Here is an 18,500-nt window from a genome sequence, read left to right as displayed (position 1 = left end):
GCATGACGACGGGGCGGCACCTGGTGCCCGCCCCCGTTGGGTTGTCCGCCCGCCGCTAGCGCCTGAGGGAGCCCAGGTCCTGCGCGTAGGTGCCGACGGCGTGCGCGATGACGCCGATGTTCAGGTCGAACGCCGCGCGGTTGACGTTCTTCAGGTCGTCGCCCTTGCCGTGGTAGTTCGGGTCGTACGGCTGACCGGCCGTGCCGCCCGCCTTCGCCGCCTGCTCCGCGGTCTTGAGGCCCTCGGCGCCGGTGTAGGTGCCGCCCGCGGGGATGCCGTTCGCGATGAACGGGCCGTAGTCGGAGCGGCCGTCGAAGTCGGTGCCCCAGTGCGGGACCTTCTTCTTGTCGAGGTAGCCGTTGATGAGCTTCTCGATCTGGGCGGAGCCCTTCGGGCCCTGGCCCTCGCCGACCTTGTCGGAGTCGTCACCGTCGTAGACGAGCTGCGCCGCGTTCGGCGAGGCGATCATGTCGAAGTTCAGGTACAGCTTGATGTTCTTCTTCTGCCGCGGCGTCAGGGACTTCACGTAGTGGTCCGAGCCGAGCAGGCCCAGCTCCTCGGCCGACCACCAGGCGAAGCGGACCTTGTTGTTCAGCTTCTTGCCGCCCTTGGTCTCCTTGGCGAGCCGCTCGGCGACCTCGATGAGCCCGGCCGAGCCGGAGCCGTTGTCGTTGATGCCGGGGCCCTCGGGTACGGAGTCCAGGTGGGCGCCGAGCGCGACGACGCGGTCGGCGCGGCCGCCGCGGGTCTCCGCGACGACGTTGCGGGTCTGGTGCGCGACCGCCTCGGTGGCGACGTCCAGGGACACCGTCACCGCGCCCTGGGCGAGCTGCTTGGCGAGCGCCTCGCCCTCGGCGAGGCTGACACCGGCGGCGGGGATGTGCGCGTTCTCGGGGACCTCCAGGTTGCCGTGGACGGGCTGGTCGCCGGAGTGGTTGTACAGGAGCAGGCCGACGGCGCCCGCCTTGGCCGCGGCGGCCTCCTTCTCGGCGAAGGTGCAGGCGCCGCGCTTCACCAGGGCGATCTTGCCGGTGAAGGTGTCGGAGGCGTAGTCGTCGGCCTCGCAGCCGGGCGTGGCGTCGACGCGGGCGGCGGCGAGCGGGGCCTTCAGGCCGCCCTCGGGCGTGGACTTGCTGAAGTCGAAGGCCACCGCGTTCAGCTTGCGCGCCTCGGGCGACAGGACGGCGGCACCCTCGCGCAGCGTCTTCGACTCGTAGAAGGCGAAGTCCTGGTACGAGACCTTGTACCCGGCCTTCTTCAGGCGCTCGTACACGTACGTCGTGGACGCCTTGTGGCCCTTGGTGCCCGCCGCGCGGTTGCCGCCGTGGGCGTCCGCTATCTCCTGGAACTTCCTCAGGTGCCGGTAGGCGCTCTTGCCGGAGGAGGTGGCGACGAGCTTCTTCGCGAGCTTCCTCGCCTGCTGCTCCTGCTTCGACGGGCGCGGCTCGGGGGCGCCCTGCGCGCCCGCCTGGGGTGCGGCGGCGAACAGGACGGGGAGGGCGACGGCCGCGGAGACGACTGCGGCGGCGGCCCGGCTGCGGGATGCGCGCACGGGGTTCCTTCCATGGGGGGCGGTAACCACCGGAGCGCGAGCGGCGCGCCCCGGTGATCATCTGTGATCGCGGTGGAAGGACGTTAGCCCGGGAAAACCCCAGGTCAAAGGGATTATGGTCGGGCGCAACAGCGCCTTCACCCGAATGTCACCGGAACTCAGCAGTCCGGTTGCCGCCCACGTGGCCGTCCGCTCAGCACTCCACCCCGCGCGCTCTGGGCAGCGCCTTCTCGATCCACGCGCGGTCCCGCGCCAACCGCTTGCCGGTGGACCACAGGTCGGGTTCCGCCTCGCCCTGGGGGATGCCGATCAGGACGCGGTCGCCCGCCTCGGGGGCCGACTCGGCGTGCGCGCCCAGGACGAACGTGACCTCCTCGGGCGCCTTGGCGGGCTTGTACGCGCGGGACACGTCCAGGGTGACGCGGTTGTCCACCCCGCCGGGCAGCGGTTCCACGCTCGCGACGGTGCCCTCCACGATGAGGCGGGCGCAGGCGACGTACCCCTCGGGCGACTGGTCCTCCTGGCCGCGGTCGCGCGGGCCGCCCCGGTCGTCCGGCCGGTCCCCGGCCTCCGGCATCGCCTTGCCGTTCCCGGCGCCGCTGTCGTCGCCCCCCGTGCCGACGCCGTCGCGCACGCCCAGCCACACCGTGCCGCCGAGCAGCCCGGCGGCGAGCGTGGCGGCGAGGGCGAGCAGGGCGCGGCGGCGGACCGCCGGTGAGCGCCAGGGGCGGGCGGGGCGGGGCGCGGGGGGCGGGGGCGCCGGGTCGCCGCCCCGCGCCAGCGCGTCCCCCACCGCCCGCACCCGCTCCCGCAGCAGCGCGACATCGGCGACGGCCGCCGCGTGCTCGGCCAGGAACGCCGGGTCGTCGCGGGCCGCTTCGGGCACCGGGGCGCCCGTGAGCGCCAGCATCAGCGCGTCGGCGGCGCCATCGGTCCCGTCGGCCCCTTCGCCCCCGTCACGGGGCTCGTACGGCTCCTCGTGCGGCTCCCTGTGCGGCTCTTCGTACGGCTCCTCGTGCGGCTCCTCGTGCGCCACGGTCACACCACCTCTCCCTCGTGCAGCCGCTCCCTGAGGACCCGTACCGCCGCGTGCAGCCTGCTCTTGACCGTGCCCTCCGGAATGCCGAGTTCCGCCGCGATGGCGCGCACGGGCAGGTCGGCGTAGAAGCGCAGCACCACCACCTGCCGCTGGCTGTCCGGCAGTTCGTCGAGGCCCTGCGCCACGGCCAGCGACAGGACGCGCGACTCGGCGCCGTCCTCCTCGGCGCCCGGCGGGCGCAGCGCGGCGAGCCGTTCCCCGAGCCGCTCCTGGCGGCGGCGCGCCCGGTGCCAGTCCATCGCCCAGTTGGAGGCGACGACCGCGGCCCACGCCGCGACGTCGCGCGGCGCGCGCTCCCCCTTCGCCGCGCGCTCCAGCAGCCGCAGCCTGACCTGCTGCACCCCGTCCTGGAGCTCGCCGTACGGCACCCCGCCGAGCGACAGGACGGCCCGCACCCGGTCCACCTGGGCCGGATCCAGCGGATCGGCCTGCTCGCGCTCCGGGCGGCGCGGTCTTCTGCGCAGCAATGCGCCCCCTTCTCCCCACGCCCGCGGCGCGGCGCCCACGGGTCCCCTCCCGGGTTTCCCCTAGGACGCCGGACGGGGCCCGAACGTTCGACGGAACCGGGGGATTCCTCGCGGGGTTCCTCGCGGGGCTCTTCGCGGGGTCCTTCGGGAGGAGTCGTACGTCACACCGGTCCGGTGCCGGGAGGGTCCTCACGCCGGGGGCCGCGGCCCGGACGAGCGGGCGCCGGGCCGTGGAGAAGCCGGTGCCGACCGGCCGCGCGCCGCCGGGGCCCGTGTCTCAGCCGCTGGTCAGGGCCGGTCCCGGAGTGCGTTCCGGCCCATGATTGAGGGGCCAGAGAATTGGACAGGCGCCCTGGGGTCCCCCGCATGATGGAGGACCCCAGAGCCAGCCGAGGGTCTTGAAGGATCAAGGGAGTCACCGTGAAGGTCGGAATCGTCGGAGCCACCGGTCAGGTCGGCACGGTCATGCGCAGGATCCTCGCCGAGCGGAAGTTCCCGCTGGACGAGCTGCGCCTGTTCGCCTCGGCCCGCTCGGCCGGAACGGTCGTGGACGGCGTGACCGTCGAGGACGCCTCGACGGCCGACTACACGGGCCTGGACATCGTGCTGTTCTCCGCGGGCGGCGCCACGTCCAAGGCGCTCGCCGAGAAGGTCGCCTCCCAGGGCGCCGTGGTGATCGACAACTCCTCGGCGTGGCGGCGCGACCCGGACGTACCGCTGGTGGTCTCCGAGGTGAACCCGCACGCGATCGCGGACCGCCCCAAGGGCATCATCGCCAACCCGAACTGCACGACGATGGCCGCGATGCCGGTCCTCAAGCCGCTGCACCTGGAGGCCGGGCTCACCTCGCTCGTCGTCTCCACCTACCAGGCCGTGTCCGGCTCCGGGCTCGCGGGCGTCGAGGAGCTGTACGGCCAGATCGAGAAGGTCGGCGCCGACGCCCCGAAGCTCACCCACGACGGCGCGGCCGTCGACTTCCCCGCACCGGACAAGTACGTCGCGCCGATCGCGTACAACGTGCTGCCGATGGCGGGCTCGGTCGTGGACGACGGCCTCAACGAGACCGACGAGGAGCAGAAGCTGCGCCACGAGTCCCGCAAGATCCTGGAGATCCCGGAGCTGAAGGTGTCCGGCACGTGCGTGCGCGTGCCCGTCTTCACCGGGCACTCCCTCCAGGTCAACGCGCGGTTCGAGCGGCCGATCAGCCCCGAGCGGGCCCTGGAGATCCTCTCGGGCGCGGAGGGTGTCGTGGTGACGGACGTGCCGACGCCGCTGGGCGCGGCGGGGCGCGACGAGTCGTTCGTCGGGCGCGTCCGCCGCGACGAGACCGTGGAGAACGGGCTGGCCTTCTTCATCTCCGACGACAACCTGCGCAAGGGGGCGGCGCTCAACGCCGTGCAGATCGCGGAGCTGGTGGCGGCGGAGTCCTGACCCCCGCGGGGCGCCCCAGACCCGCCCCTTTGCCCAAAACCAGGGGGCGCCGCCCCCTGGCACCCCCGGTTATTGCCGCTTCGCGGCTCGTCCTCAAACGCCGGACGGGCTGGATCGTCGCGCTGCGCGCTCGCCCTCAAACGCCGGGCGGGCTCGATCGTCGCTGCGCGCTCGTCCTCGCACGCCGGACGGGGTTTTCGCCTGCTCGCTCGCCCCGGAGGGGGCGGGTGGGCGGGCGGGGGAAGCTCCCTGTCTGAAAAGCGCCAGCTCACGGTGGGGGGTGGAGGTGACGCTTGGGGTATGAGCACCGCATTCACACCGCACCCCATTGACACCGACACCCTCAAGCAGCTCCGGGACGTCGACGACGCCGGGAAGCCCTGCGTGCCGTTCGTCGCGGACGAGGGCGGCTCGCCGCTGCGCTGCTGCCTGCGGCCCATCCAGGAGGGCGAGCGCGTCGCGCTCGTGTCGTACGCCCCGCTGCGCCGCTGGGCGGAGCGGACCGGCGCGCGGCCGGGCGCGTACGACGAGCAGGGGCCCGTGTTCATCCACGCCGACGCGTGCGACGGGCCCGAGGCCGACCCCGACCGGTACCCGTTCGACCGTAGCGGCGCCCTGCGCACCGTACGCCGCTACGACAGCGAGGGCCGCATCGTCGGCGGGGCCCTCCTGGAGATCCCCGAGGACGCCACCGCCGGGTTCGACGCGGCGTTCACGGAGGCGTTCGCCCACCCGGAGGTGGCGTTCGTGCACGTGCGGGCCGTCGAGTACGGGTGCTTCCAGTTCGCGGTGGACCGCCCCGCGTGACGCCGGGCAGCGCCCGCTAGGCCGCCGCGCGGGGACTCGGACTCCGTGACCGCCCGCGCGAAGGCCCGCACCCGCTCCGTCTCCGCGTCCCGGTGCCAGACCACGCCGAGCACCGAGTCCGGCAGCCCGTCCACCGGCACGAAGACCACGTCGTCCCGGCCGTGGTACCGGGCCGTGGGGCGGCACAGCAGCATCGCGCCCCGGTCCGCGGCGACCAGCGTCAGGCCCTCCTGAAGGGTGCGCACGCTGGGCGCGGGCACCGCCGACGGGGCGTGCGCCTCGCGCCAGTACGCGGGGGCCGGGCCCGCCGCCGCGATCAGGGGCGTGTCCGCGAGGTCCGCGGCGGTCAGGGACGCGCGGGACGCGAAGGGGTGGCGCACGGAGACCGCCACCGTCTGCCGCTGCCGGGAGAACAGCGGGCCAAGGACCAGGTCCCGCTCCGCCACCGGCAGCAGCACGATCGCCACGTCCACGTCGCCGTGCCGCACCGCCCCGAACGGGTCCGCGAACGGCACCTCCACGATCTCCGTCACACAGCCCGGGTGCCGCTGCTGGAACGTGGTGATCGCCTCCATCAGGCGGGCGTCCGCCGTGCCCTGGAAGCCCACCCGCAGCCGCCCCTCGACGCCCCGCGCCGCTTCCCGCGCCCGTGTCACCACGCCCGCCAACTCCTCGTACGCGGGCCGAAGTTCGGCCAGGAAGCGCTGCCCGAGCGGGGTCAGCGCGACCCGGCGGCTAGTACGCTCCACGAGCCGCGCCCCGATCCGCTGTTCGAGCGCGGCGAGCAACTGGCTGACCCTGCTCTGGGAGACGTAGAGCCGCTCGCCCGCCCGGCCGAAGTGCAGTTCCTCGGCCAGGACGAGGAAGCACTCCAGCTCCCGTACCTCAAGCCCGCCCATCCGCGACCGCTCCCTGAACCCGTGTTCCCGTGACCGTGCTCGCCGCCGTCGGCCGGTGCGCCGCCGATCGATGAGCCCAGCTCATTCAAGGATGAGAACTTCGGCGTTGTTCCCGGTCGGCGTGCGGGCGTTGGCTGGTGCCCATGGAAACCCTGACCCAGACCCCCCACGCCGCCACCGGGCGGCGGAGTCTGCCGCCCGCCGTCCTGGCCGTCGCCGCCGCCACGTTCTCCGTCGTCACGACCGAGATGCTGCCCGTCGGCCTGCTCACCTCGCTCGCCTCGGGGCTCGACGTCTCCGACGGCACCGCGGGGCTCACCGTCACCCTGCCCGGAGTCGTCGCGGCCCTCGCCGCGCTCCTGCTGCCCGTCGCCGTGCGCCGCGCCGACCGGCGCACCGTGCTGTGCGGTCTGATGCTGCTGCTCGGCGCCGCGAACCTGCTGTCCGCGCTGGCGCCGTCGTTCGCCGTGCTGCTCGTCGCGCGGATCGTCGTCGGCCTGTGCATCGGCGGCGTGTGGGCCGTCGCCGCGTCCCTCGCCGTGCGCCTGGTGCGTACGGAGTCCGTGGGGCGGGCCACCGCGGTGATCTTCAGCGGCATAGCCGTCGCCTCCGTCCTCGGCGTGCCCGCGGGCACGTTCCTCGGGGAGGTCGCCGGGTGGCGCTGGGCCTTCGGCGCCGTCGCCGCGCTCGGGCTCGGCGTGGCCGTGCTGCTGCGGGTGCTGCTGCCCGCGCTGCCCGCCGCGGAGGCCGTGCGGCTCGGCGTGTTCGGGGGACTGCTGCGGCTCGCGCGGCTGCGGGTGGGGCTCGTCGCGGTGGGGCTGCTCGTCGTGGGGCACTTCGCCGCGTACACGTACGTACGTCCCGTCCTGGAGCGGGTGCCGGACGTCGGCGCCGGGCTCATCAGCTCCCTGCTGCTCGCCTACGGCGTCGCCGGGATCGCCGGGAACTTCCTCGGCGGCTCCATCGCCGCGCGCGACCCCCGGCGGGCGCTGCTCGTCATCACCGCGGCACTCGGGGGCGTGGTGCTCCTCATGGGTACGGCCGGAGGCTCGCTGGTGGCGTCCGTGGTGCTGCTCGTGGCGTGGGGCCTTGCGTACGGCGGAGTGTCGGTGTCCTCCCAGAACTGGGTGATGGCGGCGGCGCCGCACGCCCGTGAGGCGGCGTCCGCGCTCTTCGCCGGGGTGTTCAACGTGGCGATCGCGCTCGGGGCGCTGGTCGGGGGCCGGGTCGCCGACGGGGCCGGGGTGACGTCGGCGCTGTGGGTGGGGGGCGGGCTCGCGGTGGCCGCGCTCGCGGTGGTCGTGGTGGCGGGCGGCCGCCGGGGGTGACGCCGCTTCTCCCCCACCCCGCCCCTTCCCGGAACCATGGGGCTCCGCCCCCTGGCACCCCCTCCTCTTGCCGCTTCGCGGCTCGCCCTCATGCGCCGGGCGGGCTGTGGGCCTGCCGGGCCCCGTCTTCCCGGTGCGGCTGGCTCCGCGCTACCGCGCTCGCGTCCCCCACCCACCCGCCCTCCACGGGGCTCCGCCCCTCACCCCCGACATCACCGCTGCGCGGCCCGTCCTCAAACGCCGGACGGGCTGGACCAGTCGCGCTACCGCGCTCGCCCTCAAACGCCGGGCGGGCTGGATCGTCGCGGTGACGGGCTGGTTGGCAGGTGCCGGGCGGGTTGGATCGTCGTGGTGGCGGGCTCGCTCTCAAGCGCCTGCTGGGTGGGTCGTCGCTGTGGCGCGCTGGTCCGCATGGGCCGGACCGGCTGAAGCGATTGTGGTGCCGCGCTCGCTCTCAAGGGCCCGGTGGCGGGCTGATTCCACCCGCCCGCCCCAGAGAGGGCGGGCGGGTGGGACCACGGGGCAGGTGGGACCCACGGGCGCGTGGGGCACTCGCGGCAGGCGACGGCGGTGAGACGGTGGGCGTTCCAGCCCGTCCGGCGTTTGAGGACGAGCCGCGGAGCGGCAAGGAGGGGCGGGTGGGCGGGGGAAAGCCCGCCCGGCGTGTGAGGGCACGGCGCGCAGCGCCGATCAGGGCGGGGCGAGGGTGGGGCCTACCCCACCCCCCAGCTCCCCCTGCCGTTGAGCTCCGCGACATCCGTTCCGGTGGTCCAGCGGTACGCCGCCTCCAGTTCCCCCAACTCCTCGGCCGTCAGGACGTCCTCGACGCGGTCGAAGCCCTCGGGGGCGCGTTCGGCGACGGCGGCGAGGAAGCGGTCGGCGGGCATGCTGCGGTTGGCCAGCACCAGCGCCGTCGTGGCCTCGCGGCGGATCTCCTCGTACGCGCGCAGGCCCGCCACCCGGTCGGGGTCGGTCATGGCGAGGCAGCGGGCGAGGACCCGGGCGTCGAGGATGGCCTGGGAGCCGCCGTTGGAGCCCACGGGGTACATGGGGTGCGCGGCGTCACCGAGGAGGGTGACGGCGCCCTTGCCCCACCAGGGCAGCGGCTCCCGGTCGACCATGGGGTACTCCAGGATGCGCCGGGTGGCGGCGAACAGCGCCGGGACGTCCAGGTCGCCGATGCGCCAGCCCGCGTAGTGCGGCAGCACCTCGGAGAGCCGCCCGCTGCGGTTCCAGTCGGCCGATCCGGAGGGCCCGCCCGGCTCGAAGGGGAACCGCACCTCGGCCACCCAGTTGAGCAGCGCCCGCCCGCGCAGCTCGGCCTCCCGCGAGATGGGGTAGACGACGAGCTTGGCCTGGGCGTTGCTGCCCGCGACGGCGACGGTGCGGCCGCCGAGGACGGGCTGCCACTCGGTGACGCCGCGCCACATGCGGATGCCGTTCCACAGCGGCGGCCCCTCGCCCGGGTGCAGCCGCGCCCGCACCGCCGAGTAGAGCCCGTCGGCTCCGACGAGCGCCCGCGCCCGCACGGCGTGCTCCCGGCCGCGCGCCAGGTCCCGTACGACGACCCGCAGCGCCGAGCCCTCCTCCAGGAACCGCACGAACGCGGTGCCGGTCACCACGGCCCGCTCGCCGAGCCGCTCCCGCACCGCGTCGAGCAGCATCATCTGGAGGGCGCCCCGGTGGATGGAGTACTGCGGCCAGTGGTAGCCGAGGGCGAGGCCGCGCGGCTCGCCCCAGATGCGGTTGCCGTGGCGGTCGTAGTGGACCATCTCCGCGGTCTGCACGCCGGTCGCGGCCAGCTGCTCGCCGAGGCCCAGCTCCGTCAGCTCCCGCACGGCGTGCGGGAGCAGGTTGATGCCGACGCCGACGGGCCGCAGCACGTCCACGCTCTCCACCACGCGCACGCCGATCCCCGCCGCGTGCAGGCTGAGCGCGGTGGTGAGTCCGCCGATGCCCGCGCCCGCGACCAGCACGTCCACGCTCATGGGCGCCGCACCGCCCGTCCGACCTCGGCCCGCAGCTTCACGAACTCCGGCAGGCCGCGCGTGGCGATCTGGTCGCGCGGCGCCGGGAGTTCGACCCGCAGGTCGCTGTGCACGCGCCCGGGGGCGCCGGTGAGGACGACGACGCGGTCGCCGACGTACACGCTCTCGTCGATGTCGTGCGTGACGAGCAGGATGGTCATGCCGTCCCCGGGTGCTCTCGGGGGGCCGCCGGGGTCGCCGCCGCCCCGCACCGCGAGCAGCAGGTCCTCCAGGTCCTCCCTGGTCTGCGCGTCGACGGAGCCGAACGGCTCGTCCATGAGCAGCAGCGCGGGCCGGTAGGCGAGCGCGCGCGCCAGGGCGACGCGCTGCTGCATGCCGCCGGAGAGCTGCCAGGGGTGCTTGCCCTCGGTGTCGGCGAGGCCGACCTGCGCGAGCGCGGCGCGCGCCCGCTCGTGCCGCTCGGCGCGCGCGAGCCCCCGGCGGCGCAGCGGCAGCGCCACGTTGTCGCGGACGGTCAGCCACGGGAAGAGCGAGCGCGTGTAGTCCTGGAAGACGACGGCGAGGCCGTCGGGCACGCCGTCGACGGCGCGGCCGTCCACGGCGATCCGCCCCGCGCTCGGCCGCTGCAGCCCGGCGACGCATCTGAGCAGCGTGGACTTGCCGCAGCCCGAGGGGCCGACGATGCTCACCAGTTCGCCCCGGTCCACGAAGAGTTCGACCCCGTCGACGGCCTGGTGCCCGTCGTCGTACCGGTGGCTGAGCCCCGTGATCTCCAACATCCCCTGTTCCCCCTGCTACCGATGGCACGCGGTCAACGTGCTGGGTGGTCTGTGCGCGACCCCTGTGGGCGGGTCCGTGTACGTGGTCGGTGTGTCTGTGCGCGTGGTCTGTGTGCGTGATCGGTGTGTCTGTGCACGTGGTCTGTGCGCGTGGTCTGTGTGTCTGTGTGCGTGGTCTGTGTGCGTGGTCTGCGTGATGGTCGTGGTCTACGTGCTGTGAGTACGCGGACGGGGCGAGCGTTCCCCCGTGCCCCGTACACCGGATGCATCGCGTGCGCGGCCGGTGCGCTCGCGGTACCGGGCGCCCCGTCGCGCCTCAGCGCCCTAAGTGTTCATCCGCCTCGCGCCCCTGTGCCAGGCGAGGGCCTTCCGTTCGACGAGCAGGAACAGCCCGTTGAGTACGCAGCCGATGACACCGAGCAGCACGATGGTGGCCCATAACTCGTCGGGCCTGAAGTCCCGTTCGGCCGCGTTGAGCCGCGCGCCGATGCCGTCCCCCGACCCCATCAGCTCGGCGATGACCATGAGGATCAGGGCGAAGCCGAGCGCGACCCTGAGCCCCGCGAAGATCTTCGGCGCGGCGGCGGGCAGCACGACGTACCGCAGCCGCCCGAGGCCGCCGATCCCGAAGACGCGCGCGGAGTCGAGCTGCACGGGCTCGACGGACCGCACCCCGTCGGCGGTGTTGAGCAGCACCGGCCAGACGACCCCGAAGACGATCGTGGCCACCTGCATGGACGTGCCGAGTCCGAAGGCGACCATGAAGAACGGGATCAGCGTGGGCGGCGGCACGGCACGGCCGAACTGGAGCACCGGGTCGAGCACGTAGAACGCCGTCCGCGACAGCCCGATCGCCGTCCCGAGGGCGATCCCCGCGGCCCCGGCCAGCGCCCACCCCAGCAGCAGCTGGCTCAGGCTCGGCACCAGGTCGTCCAGCGCCCGCTCGGACCACCACAGCTCCCCCATCACGCGCACGATCCGCGACGGCGGCGGAAAGTACAGGTCCCCGGCCCGCCGGGCGGCTCCTTCCCACACTCCGACGAGCACCACGAGCAGCCACCCGCGCGCGAGCAGGTACGTGAGGAGACGGCTGAGGAATGTCATGGCCCCGCCCTCTCGATGCCGTCGGGCGAAGCCCCAGCCCGTCCGGCGTTCGAGGACGAGGCTCGGAGTACCGAGGGGCGCGATTGAGGAAACAACCGCCTCCCCACCCCCACCAGCACCGCGTTCGCCCCCATCCCCAGCGCCCCCGCCCACACGGCCCCCGCCACCATCAGGTCCGGCCGCCCGCCGCCCGACTGCGACTCCAGCAGATACACCCCGAGCCCCGCGTCGCCCCCGGCGCGCAACTCCGCGCTGACCGCGACGATCAGCCCCACCGACGCCGCGATCCGCACCCCCGTCAGCACGAACGGGCCCGCGCTGGGCAGCGACACCCGCCACAGCACCCCCCACGCCCCGAACCCGAAGGACCGCAGGGTCTCCTTGGCGACGGGGTCGACGTCGCGCAGCCCGTACAGGGTGTTCAGCAGGATCGGCCACAGCGCCGCGTAGCAGACGAGGGACCGCTCGACCCGGTCCGGTTCCACGAAGACCAGGATGGCGAGGGGGATCAGCGCCACGGACGGGATGGGCCGGGCCAGCTCGACGACGGCGAGGCTCGCGGTGTTCAGCCTCGGCAGGCTGCCGAGCAGCAGCCCGGCGGGCACGGCGAGGGCGGCGGCGAGCGCGAGCCCGCCGAGCCAGGCGGAGACGGTGGTGCCGAGGTCGCCGAGGAAGCCGTCGTCGCCCGCCATCTCGGCGGCGCGGGCCAGCACGGATGAGGCGGGCGGCAGGGCCTGGGCGTCGAACACCCCGCTGCGGGCGACGACTTCGACGAGGAGCACCGCGCCCGCGATGCCGAGCGCCCCCAGGAGCGCCCGCCCCCACCTGCGCGAGACCAGCACTCCGGCGCGCGACGGGGCGCGCGAGCGAGCGCGCGCCCCTGACTCCGGGCCGGAGCCCGGACCGGAACGCGCCGTCCGCTTCACCGCATCGCCCGCTTCACCGCATCGCCCGCCTCACCGCGCCACCCGCTTCACGACGTCACTCGCCCCGCACCAGCCCCGCCCGCCCGGCATCGCGGCCTCACGGCTCCGGGCGGACGACGAGCCGCTCCACGTCGACCTTCTCCCGTACGTAGCCGAACTCCCGCATGAGGTCGACCACCCGGCGCAACCGGCCCGGGTCGAGCGTCACGGGATAGCCGCCGAGGTGCATGCGGGCCGCCTGCTCGGCGGTGATCCGCGTGTACTCCGGAAGCGCGGCGACGACGGCCGAGCGCTTGGCGGCCTGCTTCTGGGCGCGGGCCAGGGCCCGCTGGAAGGCGGCGACCGTCTTGGGGTGGTCCTTGGCGAAGGACGCGGTCGTCGCGTACCCGGCGATCGGGAACCCGGCCGTCGGCGGCTTGCCGAGGTCGGCGACGACGCGGCCGGTGCCGGAGTTCTCGATCGCGGTGACGAAGGGCTCGACGGCCTGCACGGCGTCGACGCTGCCGGACTTCAGGGCGGTCTCCATGTTCGGCATGTCGACCTCGGCGAAGCTCTTGTCGTCGTCGAACGCGGCGCCCTCCGCCTTGGCCGCCTTGCGCACCAGCAGGGCGCTGATGTTCCGCTTGGTGTTGACGCCGATCTTCTTGCCTTCGAGGTCCTTCAGGTTCTGGACCGGGGAGTCCTTGGGGACGAGCACCGCGTGGGTGCGGGGCGCCGACTGGAAGGCGTCGGCGACGAAGCGCACGTCGATGGCCTTGTGGGCGTGGGCGAGGACGTACGAGACGTAGTTGCCGAAGGAGATGTCGAGGGCGCCCGCGCGCAGGCGGCTGACCGACTCGGCGCCGCCGCTGAGGGTGGTCGTGCGGACCGTGAGGCCCTCCGCCTTGAAGTAGCCCTTCTCCATGGCCAGGTGCAGCGGGGCGGTGTCGGCGACGGGCATGGTGCCGACGGTGATCCGGGTCTTCTCCAGGCCGCCGGGTCCGCCGCCGGAGTCGGAGCCGGAGCCGCCGCAGGCCGCCGTGGCCGCCACGAGCAGGGTGAGCGCGACCACCGAGCGCGCGGCCGTCAGCGGACGCGCGGCCGCCAGGGAGCGCACGGCCGCCAGGGGGCGCGCGGCCGCCAGGGGGCGCGCGGCCGTCAGAGGGCGCGCGGCCGTCAGAGGGCGCGCGGCCGTCAGGGGGCGGAGCGCCGCCGTCGGGGGTGCGCCGCGTAGCCGCCGAAGACCCCGTGCCCCGCCTGCCATCCGCATCCGCTCCCGACCCCGCTCCCAGGCCGCTCCCGGCCCGCGCCGGGCCGCTCACTGACCGCTCACTGACCGCTCCGGGCCGCTGTGCGGCCCGAGCCGACGCGCGGATGCTAACGGCAGCACACCGTGAGAACAATGGCCCGGGGCGCCCCGCCCGGCCCCATGGAAGGATGGCCGGAAACATCACGGAAAGTTCGCACGTCGTACCGAGGAGATGACCGCGTGCCCGGCACCAATCTGACCCGCGAAGAGGCGCAGCAGCGAGCGAAGCTGCTCACCGTGGACTCGTACGAGATCGATCTCGACCTCTCCGGAGCGCAGGAGGGCGGCACGTACCGGTCGGTGACCACCGTGCGCTTCGACAGCGCCGAGGCCGACGCCGAGACGTTCATCGACCTGGTGGCCCCGGCCGTCCACGAGGTCGTCCTGAACGGCCACGCCCTGGAGATCGGCGCGGTCTTCCGCGACGCGCGCATCGCGCTGCGCCACCTGCGTGAGGGCCGCAACGAGCTGACGGTCGTCGCGGACTGCGAGTACACCAACACCGGCGAGGGCCTGCACCGCTTCGTCGACCCGGTCGACGACCAGGCGTATCTGTACACGCAGTTCGAGGTGCCGGACGCCCGCCGCGTCTTCGCCTCCTTCGAGCAGCCCGACCTGAAGGCCACCTTCCAGTTCACCGTGAAGGCGCCGAGCGGCTGGACGGTGATCTCGAACTCCCCGACGCCCGAGCCCAAGGACGACGTCTGGGTCTTCGAGCCCACGCCCCGCCTCTCCACCTACGTCACGGCCCTGATCGCGGGCCCGTACCACGCGGTCCACTCCTCGTACGAGAAGGACGGGCAGGTCGTGCCGCTCGGCATCTACTGCCGCCCCTCGCTCGCCGAGCACCTGGACGCCGACGCGATCTTCGACGTCACCCGGCAGGGCTTCGACTGGTTCCAGGAGAAGTTCGACTACCCCTACCCGTTCAAGAAGTACGACCAGCTGTTCGTGCCGGAGTTCAACGCGGGCGCGATGGAGAACGCGGGCGCGGTGACCATCCGCGACCAGTATGTGTTCCGCTCCAAGGTCACGGACGCGGCGTACGAGGTGCGGGCCGCGACGATCCTGCACGAGCTGGCGCACATGTGGTTCGGCGACCTGGTGACCATGGAGTGGTGGAACGACCTGTGGCTGAACGAGTCGTTCGCCACCTACGCGGAGGCCGCCTGCCAGGCGTACGCGCCGGGGTCGAAGTGGCCGCACTCCTGGACCACCTTCGCCAACCAGATGAAGACCTGGGCCTACCGCCAGGACCAGCTGCCGTCCACGCACCCGATCATGGCGGACATCCGCGACCTGGACGACGTCCTGGTCAACTTCGACGGGATCACCTACGCCAAGGGCGCCTCCGTCCTGAAGCAGCTGGTCGCCTACGTCGGCGAGGACGAGTTCTTCCGCGGCGTGCAGGCCTACTTCAAGCGGCACGCGTTCGGGAACACGCGCCTGAGCGACCTGCTCGGTGCGCTGGAGGAGACCAGCGGCCGGGACCTGAGGACCTGGTCGAAGAAGTGGCTGGAGACCGCGGGCATCAACGTCCTGCGCCCGGTCGTGGACGTCGACTCCTCCGGCACCATCACCTCCTTCGCGGTCAAGCAGGAGGCCCCGGCGCTGCCCGAGGGCGCCAAGGGCGAGCCCACGCTGCGCCCGCACCGGATCGCCATCGGCCTGTACGACCTGGACGACGCGTCCGGCAAGCTGGTGCGCACCGACCGCGTGGAGCTGGACGTCGACGGCGAGCTGACGGCCGTGGAGGCGCTGGTGGGCCGGGCCCGCCCGGCGGTGATCCTGCTCAACGACGACGACCTGTCGTACGCGAAGGTCCGCCTGGACGCCGAGTCCCTGGCCGTCGTCACCGAGCACCTCGGCGACTTCGAGGCCTCGCTGCCGCGCGCGCTGTGCTGGGCGTCGGCGTGGGACATGACGCGCGACGCGGAGCTGCCGACGCGCGACTACCTGTCCCTGGTCCTGTCCGGCATCGGCAAGGAGTCCGACATCGGCGTGGTGCAGTCGCTGCACCGCCAGGTGAAGCTGGCCCTCGACCTGTACGCCGCCCCCGCGGGCCGCGACGCGGCGCTGGCCCGCTGGACGGAGGCGTGCCTCGCCCACCTGCGGGACGCCGAGCCGGGCAGCGACCACCAGCTTGCCTGGGCCCGCGCGTTCGCGGCCACCGCCCGCACGGACGCGGAACTGTCCCTGCTCGAAGGGCTGTTGAACGGCACGGAGACGGTGGACGGGCTCGCCGTCGACACCGAGCTGCGCTGGGCGTTCGTGGGGCGCCTCGCGGCGACCGGGCGGTTCGGCGAGGCGGAGATCGCCGCCGAGTACGAGCGGGACAAGACGGCGGCGGGCGAGCGGCACGCGGCCGCCGCGCGGGCCGCGCGGCCGACCCCCGAGGCCAAGGCCGAGGCCTGGGCGTCGGTCGTGGAGTCCGACAAGCTGCCCAACGCCGTGCAGGAGGCCGTGATCTCCGGCTTCGTCCAGACCGAGCAGCGGGAGCTGCTGGCGCCGTACACGGAGAAGTACTTCGCCGCGGTCAAGTCGGTCTGGGAGTCCCGCTCCTACGAGATGGCGCAGCAGGTCGCCGTGGGGCTCTACCCGGCGGTGCAGGTGGCGCGGGAGACGCTGGACGCCACCGACGCGTGGCTGGCCGCCGCCGAGCCGAACGCCGCGCTGCGGCGGGTGGTGACGGAGGCGCGGGCCGGGGTGGAGCGGGCCCTGCGGGCGCGGGCGGCCGACGCGTAGCCCTGGCCGGGCGGGCGGGGCGGGGTGCCGCTGCCGCGGCGGGGTGCTTTCCCACCCGCCCGCCCGTCACCGCCCTCGCGGGACGTGGGCGCTCCCCGTGGGGGCCGAGCGCCACTGGCGGCCGCGGGCCGTCGTCATGGGGTTCTCCCACCCGCCCACCCGTTGCCGCCTCGTGAGACGTGGACGCTCCCCGTGGGGGCTGAGCGCCACTGGCGGCCGCGGGCCGTCGTCGGGGGGCTTTTCGCCGTTGGCGGCTGCGGCCTCTCCCCCTCGCGGCGGGGGTGGTCGCTACCTGAGGGGGACGTGGGGCGTGCGGGGGTTCAGGAGGATCGACGTGTGTTCTCACCTCGCCCCCTAGTGCTGGAAGACACGGAGCCGTCATGCGTCCTCTGACTCTGAAGAACTCCCTGCGTGCCGTCGCGCTCGTCGCGGTCGTCGCCGCCGTCGCGGCCCCCGTTGCCGTCGCCGCGCCCGACCAGCCGGACGCCGTCCGCACCCCGCAGAAGCCCGCCGTCGTCACCTCCGCCCTCAAGGGCGAGGGCCGCCTGAACTACCCCGTCCCCGAGGACGACGTCCGGATCAGCGTCGACGCCACGGCGACCTACCCGGCGCAGAACCCGTGGCGGCCCACCAGGAGCAAGGGCACCTTCCGGATCTACCACAGCTTCGGACAGCCGGGCGGCAAGCCGCCGAAGGTGTACTGGGGGACTTCAAGGTCGACTGCCTGACCACCGGCGGCCCCACCGCGACCGTCACCGGTCGGCTCTTCCGTACGAGCCCCGGGCACCCGTGGCTCAAGGAACTCGACCCGCACGTCCGCATGGGCGCCAGCTTCCACGTCCCCGAGGACGGCCGCGGCCCCGCCCGCGTCGGCATGACGGGGCCGAACGGGAAGGGCGAGCCGCCCCTCGCCAAGTGCATGGCGCCCGCCGCCGACGGCACCGTCATCGCCGGGGGCTACACGCTCAAGGACAAGGTGGCGCCCCGCCGGTAGCGGCGCGCTACGGCCGCGCCGCCTCACCCGGCACGGCTGGCGCGGGGACCGGTTCCGGCTGCGGCACCGGTTCCCGCTCCGGCCGCGGGACGCGCCTGGCGGCGCCCGCCGCCAGCTGCCCGAACACCGTCGCCCCGAAGGCCACCACCATGCCCACCACTTGGAGCGGTGTCAGCGACTGGCCGAGCGCGGCCCAGCCGATGACGGCCGCCGTCAGCGGTGAGAGCGGGCCGAGGAGGCTGACCTGGGTGGCGCGCAGGCGGCCGATGCCGTGGAACCAGAGCCAGTACGCGAGCGCCGTACCGGCCAGGGCCAGATAGACGTACCCCGCGATGTTCCGCCCGTCCAGGGCGGGCGGGGCGCCCTCGACGAGGAGCGCCACCGGCGCGATCAGCAGGCCCCCCGCGGTCAGCTGCCAGGCGGTCAGGGCCAGCGGGCCGATGCCCTCGGGGCGGCCCCAGCGCTTGGTGAGGACCGTGCCCGTGGACATCGACGCCGTCGAGCCTACCGCCGCGGCCAGGCCCACCGCGTCCAGCGAGCCCGTCGCCTTCAGGACGACGAGGCTCACGCCGAGCGCGGCCGCCACCCCCGCGAGCACCGTGCGCGTACGGGGCCGCTCGCTGAGCAGCAGCGCCGAGAGCCCCGCCACGAACAGCGGGCCGACCGAGCCGACGACCGCCGCCATGCCGCCGGGCAGGCGGTACGCGGACAGGAACAGCAGCGGGAAGAAGGCGCCGATGTTCAGGGCGCCGAGGACCGCCGCCTTCCACCACCACTCGCCTCTCGGCAGCCGTCTCGCGAGCAGCAGCAGGAGCAGGCCCGCGGGGAACGCCCGCATGAAGCCCGTGAACAGCGGGCGGTCCGGCGGCAGGAACTCCGTCGTGATCGCGTACGTGGAGCCCCAGACGACCGGGGCGTAGGCGGTGAGCAGCGTCGCGGTGGCACGGTTCATGGAAAGTAGCTTAGAGCTAAGCTACTTACTGTCAACCCACTTACCATCAACCCTCTTACCACCAATCCTCTTACCGTCAATCTGCTTACACAGAAGCAGCTTCCTCCGAAGCTACTTTCTTGCAAGCTTCTTTCCCTGGAT

General features: G+C 73.9%; 15 protein-coding genes and 1 pseudogene. 6 read left to right on the top strand and 10 right to left on the bottom strand.

Annotated elements, in window-relative coordinates:
• Nucleotides 1-55: 55 nt before the first annotated feature.
• The 3 genes from ACOBQU_RS25370 to ACOBQU_RS25360 form a co-directional block, all read right to left on the bottom strand.
• Nucleotides 56-1,552: a M28 family metallopeptidase gene (locus tag ACOBQU_RS25370; RefSeq protein ID WP_423629815.1), complete on the bottom strand. Its 1,497-nt coding sequence runs from the start codon at nt 1,550-1,552 to the stop codon at nt 56-58.
• Nucleotides 1,553-1,745: 193 nt separating this feature from the next.
• Complete coding sequence (locus tag ACOBQU_RS25365; RefSeq protein ID WP_423629814.1) at nt 1,746-2,594, bottom strand: hypothetical protein; 849 nt, start codon at nt 2,592-2,594, stop codon at nt 1,746-1,748.
• On the bottom strand, nt 2,591-3,118 hold the full coding sequence (locus ACOBQU_RS25360) for an RNA polymerase sigma factor (RefSeq protein WP_423629812.1): 528 nt from the start codon (nt 3,116-3,118) through the stop codon (nt 2,591-2,593). The genes ACOBQU_RS25365 and ACOBQU_RS25360 overlap by 4 nt, the downstream gene beginning before the upstream one ends.
• A 420-nt stretch (nt 3,119-3,538) precedes the next feature.
• Between ACOBQU_RS25360 and ACOBQU_RS25355 the strand changes: the two genes are divergently transcribed.
• Together ACOBQU_RS25355 and ACOBQU_RS25350 are read left to right on the top strand one after the other, a co-directional pair.
• Complete coding sequence (locus ACOBQU_RS25355) at nt 3,539-4,549, top strand: aspartate-semialdehyde dehydrogenase (protein WP_423629810.1); 1,011 nt, start codon at nt 3,539-3,541, stop codon at nt 4,547-4,549.
• Nucleotides 4,550-4,849: 300 nt separating this feature from the next.
• Nucleotides 4,850-5,356 carry a DUF1203 domain-containing protein gene (locus ACOBQU_RS25350; RefSeq protein WP_423629808.1) on the top strand — a complete coding sequence of 169 codons (507 nt, stop codon included), beginning with the start codon at nt 4,850-4,852 and terminating at the stop codon, nt 5,354-5,356.
• A 44-nt stretch (nt 5,357-5,400) separates the two neighbouring features.
• On the opposite strand, the pseudogene ACOBQU_RS25345 reads toward ACOBQU_RS25350, so the two are convergent.
• A pseudogene (locus ACOBQU_RS25345) lies at nt 5,401-6,255 on the bottom strand (LysR family transcriptional regulator); the annotation flags it as partial.
• A 143-nt stretch (nt 6,256-6,398) separates the two neighbouring features.
• On the opposite strand from ACOBQU_RS25345, the gene ACOBQU_RS25340 reads away from it, so the two are divergent.
• Nucleotides 6,399-7,583, top strand: coding sequence for an MFS transporter (locus ACOBQU_RS25340; RefSeq protein WP_423629807.1), 1,185 nt, complete (start codon nt 6,399-6,401; stop codon nt 7,581-7,583).
• Between the two features lie 713 nt (nt 7,584-8,296).
• On the opposite strand, the gene ACOBQU_RS25335 is transcribed toward ACOBQU_RS25340, so the two are convergent.
• From ACOBQU_RS25335 to ACOBQU_RS25315, 5 genes are all read right to left on the bottom strand, one after another.
• Nucleotides 8,297-9,571: a flavin-dependent oxidoreductase gene (locus tag ACOBQU_RS25335; RefSeq protein WP_423629805.1), complete on the bottom strand. Its 1,275-nt coding sequence runs from the start codon at nt 9,569-9,571 to the stop codon at nt 8,297-8,299.
• On the bottom strand, nt 9,568-10,350 hold the full coding sequence (locus ACOBQU_RS25330) for an ABC transporter ATP-binding protein (RefSeq protein ID WP_423629803.1): 783 nt from the start codon (nt 10,348-10,350) through the stop codon (nt 9,568-9,570). Before ACOBQU_RS25330 ends, ACOBQU_RS25335 begins: the two co-directional genes overlap by 4 nt.
• 324 nt (nt 10,351-10,674) lie before the next feature.
• Nucleotides 10,675-11,454, bottom strand: a complete 780-nt coding sequence (locus ACOBQU_RS25325) for an ABC transporter permease (protein WP_423629801.1) — start codon at nt 11,452-11,454, stop codon at nt 10,675-10,677.
• Nucleotides 11,451-12,296 carry an ABC transporter permease gene (locus ACOBQU_RS25320; RefSeq protein ID WP_423629799.1) on the bottom strand — a complete coding sequence of 282 codons (846 nt, stop codon included), beginning with the start codon at nt 12,294-12,296 and terminating at the stop codon, nt 11,451-11,453. The genes ACOBQU_RS25325 and ACOBQU_RS25320 overlap by 4 nt, the downstream gene beginning before the upstream one ends.
• A 181-nt stretch (nt 12,297-12,477) precedes the next feature.
• The gene (locus ACOBQU_RS25315; RefSeq protein ID WP_423629797.1) at nt 12,478-13,476 is read right to left on the bottom strand and encodes an ABC transporter substrate-binding protein; all 999 of its coding nucleotides are present in this window, start codon (nt 13,474-13,476) and stop codon (nt 12,478-12,480) included.
• 372 nt (nt 13,477-13,848) lie between these two features.
• On the opposite strand from ACOBQU_RS25315, the gene pepN reads away from it, so the two are divergent.
• The 3 genes from pepN to ACOBQU_RS25300 all read left to right on the top strand — a co-directional run bounded on the left by pepN (nt 13,849) and on the right by ACOBQU_RS25300 (nt 17,407).
• Entirely contained in the window at nt 13,849-16,413 is a 2,565-nt protein-coding gene (pepN, locus tag ACOBQU_RS25310; protein ID WP_423629795.1) for an aminopeptidase N, read from the top strand.
• Nucleotides 16,414-16,793: 380 nt separating this feature from the next.
• A complete protein-coding gene (locus tag ACOBQU_RS25305; protein ID WP_423629793.1) occupies nt 16,794-17,141 on the top strand; it encodes a hypothetical protein in 348 nt (115 codons plus the stop codon).
• Between the two features lie 92 nt (nt 17,142-17,233).
• Entirely contained in the window at nt 17,234-17,407 is a 174-nt protein-coding gene (locus tag ACOBQU_RS25300) for a hypothetical protein (protein WP_423629792.1), read from the top strand.
• A gap of 7 nt (nt 17,408-17,414) precedes the next feature.
• On the opposite strand, the gene ACOBQU_RS25295 is transcribed toward ACOBQU_RS25300, so the two are convergent.
• Nucleotides 17,415-18,359 (bottom strand): EamA family transporter, encoded by a 945-nt coding sequence (locus ACOBQU_RS25295; protein WP_423629790.1) that lies wholly within the window; start codon nt 18,357-18,359, stop codon nt 17,415-17,417.
• Nucleotides 18,360-18,500 lie beyond the last annotated feature (141 nt).

The organism is Streptomyces sp. G45 (genome assembly GCF_049542095.1).
Classification (GTDB): Bacteria; Actinomycetota; Actinomycetes; order Streptomycetales; family Streptomycetaceae; genus Streptomyces.
This window is presented reverse-complemented; position numbering and strand designations above follow the sequence as displayed.